This window comes from Acetobacter fabarum (genome assembly GCF_040702925.2).
GTDB classification, from domain to species: domain Bacteria; phylum Pseudomonadota; class Alphaproteobacteria; order Acetobacterales; family Acetobacteraceae; genus Acetobacter; species Acetobacter fabarum_B.
The window spans coordinates 1-476 of sequence record NZ_JBFCXX020000057.1 but is presented as its reverse complement, the minus strand read 5'-3'; the positions used below and the strand labels follow the sequence as shown (position 1 = coordinate 476).

General features: G+C 58.2%; 1 pseudogene. It reads left to right on the top strand.

Annotated elements, in window-relative coordinates:
• Window positions 1-27 precede the first annotated feature (27 nt).
• Window positions 28-476 (top strand): annotated as a pseudogene (locus AB2L51_RS15075) (recombinase family protein); the annotation flags it as partial.

Genomic DNA, 476 nt, shown 5'->3' with positions numbered 1-476 from the left:
GATGACATTGAGGCATCCAAGCGGGTCATGAAAAAAATGACGACGCTCGAAGCCCGCAAGGAGGAACTGGAACAGAAGGTCGCCAATACCGAGGAGCCGCCTCCCCTGCTGCATCCGAACATGGCGGAGATTTATCAGCAGCGGATCGCGTCTCTTTATGAGAGCCTTCAGGCTGAGGAGACAAAGAGCGAGGCAGCCGAGCGTCTGCGCACACTCGTCTCGCAGATCACGCTCCAGCCGGCCGACGGCGAACTGGCGATCATCCTGCGTGGCGATCTGGCGGCAATCCTCCAATTCGCGGCGCACAAGAAAAACGCCACGGTCCATCCGGACAGTGGCGTTCTTGATGCGTTCGTATCGCAAGTATCGTTGGTTGCGGGGAACCGCACACTACGATCCCGGCGAAATGTGGCGAATGGTCATTCGCAAGCGTCGTTGGTTGCGGGGGTAGGATTTGAACCTACGGCCTTCAGGTT